This window comes from Bacillus sp. JJ1562 (assembly GCF_036962705.1).
Lineage (GTDB): Bacteria > Bacillota > Bacilli > Bacillales > Bacillaceae_L > Ferdinandcohnia.
The window spans coordinates 1-1,370 of the sequence record NZ_JBALOQ010000084.1; the positions used below are offsets into that span (position 1 = coordinate 1).

The window sequence follows — 1,370 nt, forward strand, 5'->3', positions numbered from 1 at the left end:
GAATAGCTATATTTTGTGAATGGTAACTAGGAGGAGCCGTGTGCGTTAATAGCGCAAGCACGGTTCTGGGAGGGGGGAGAACACAATCTACCGTAAGGTAGAGAGGTTCTCTTCTACTCGACTAGTTGAAGAAGGGATTTGTTTTACTAAACAACATGCCAATTTAGGTCCTAGAGTAGCCTTATTCAACCAGCTTCTTAGCTCAATAAGAACAGCTGCCTTTGATGGCAGCTCGTTCGTACCCGTTGATCCTGGAAATACTGTTTAAATCTTTTCCTTAAAAGAATCTACGTCTTCTTCTTCTTTCGAATTCAAAGCGTCTTCTTCTTTCAAAATCAAAGTCGAAAAAGAAAAATTCTCTTTCAAAAGGGAAAAACCTTCTTCTTCTAAAGTCATCACGAAAAAACCGGTCTCTTCGATCAAATCTAAAAAACGGCATTTAGTTCTTCCTCCTTTCATTTCATAAGTCTATTTGACAAAAGGATAGCTTAACGCAACCTGTCCCACCCCTGTAACTATCGATAATTTGCCAAGACGAAGTTAATAGCCTACCAAAATGAGTTCCTACGATAACTAAAAGGATAAAAATTACTACGATTAAAGCAAAGCCTCCTCCATATCTAATTCCTCCTTAAGAGAGATAGTGCATTTTACGTAAGTAAGAATTTTTTGCTTGGACATTTAGTGCGATATTGCAAATTAATCAAAAAGTCTATGTCCATGGGTAGCTCAGCTATTCCAAACAGCATTACAAGGGGAGATTTAGATATACAAGTACGAGTTGATGCTGTTCACTTCCAAAAAGCAGTTCAAGAACTTTCTAGTTTTTATGGGCTTAATGTAGGCAGTACAAGTTCAATAGTTCTGTTTGATTTGAATTTGAATATTATTAAAGATACGATATTACATTGTTTCCAGCGATCATATCAAGCGATTAAATAACGGGGGGGGAAATTTATATGGATAATGTATTAAAAGTATCATCAAAATCAAATCCGAATTCAGTTGCAGGTGCAATTGCAGGCGTATTAAGTGAAAGAGGAAATACAGAAATTCAAGTGATTGGAGCTGGTGCTTTAAATCAAGCGATTAAAGCCATTGCGATTGCAAGAGGATTTGTAGCTCCAAGCGGTGTTAATCTGGTTTTTGTTCCTGCATTTACTGATGTTTTAATCAATAATGAAAATAGAACAGCAATCAAATTAATTGTAGGTCCTAGAAAAAAAAGATAGATTTTCGTTGAGAAGATCAATAAAAGAATTATTTAACAAAAATTCACTAATGTTATATTAGCTTGTTGTGCTAACGGGTGCGATAGTCCTAGACGGATTATCGCTTATTTTGTTGAACATATTAAACTAACGGGGCAG

Annotated in this window: 3 protein-coding genes and 1 pseudogene; 2 read left to right on the top strand and 2 right to left on the bottom strand. The window is 36.0% G+C overall.

Annotated elements, in window-relative coordinates; translation table 11 throughout:
• Window positions 1-264: 264 nt before the first annotated feature.
• Window positions 265-459, bottom strand: coding sequence for a hypothetical protein (locus tag V7097_RS25855; protein WP_335706505.1), 195 nt, complete (start codon window positions 457-459; stop codon window positions 265-267).
• A 94-nt stretch (window positions 460-553) separates the two neighbouring features.
• Window positions 554-625: pseudogene (locus V7097_RS25860) on the bottom strand (YjcZ family sporulation protein); the annotation flags it as partial.
• A 95-nt stretch (window positions 626-720) separates the two neighbouring features.
• On the opposite strand from V7097_RS25860, the gene V7097_RS25865 reads away from it, so the two are divergent.
• Both V7097_RS25865 and V7097_RS25870 read left to right on the top strand, forming a co-directional pair.
• A complete protein-coding gene (locus tag V7097_RS25865) occupies window positions 721-942 on the top strand; it encodes a hypothetical protein (protein WP_335706506.1) in 222 nt (73 codons plus the stop codon).
• A 17-nt stretch (window positions 943-959) separates the two neighbouring features.
• Window positions 960-1,232 (top strand): stage V sporulation protein S, encoded by a 273-nt coding sequence (locus tag V7097_RS25870; protein ID WP_057999999.1) that lies wholly within the window; start codon window positions 960-962, stop codon window positions 1,230-1,232.
• The last annotated feature ends 138 nt before the right edge of the window (window positions 1,233-1,370 follow it).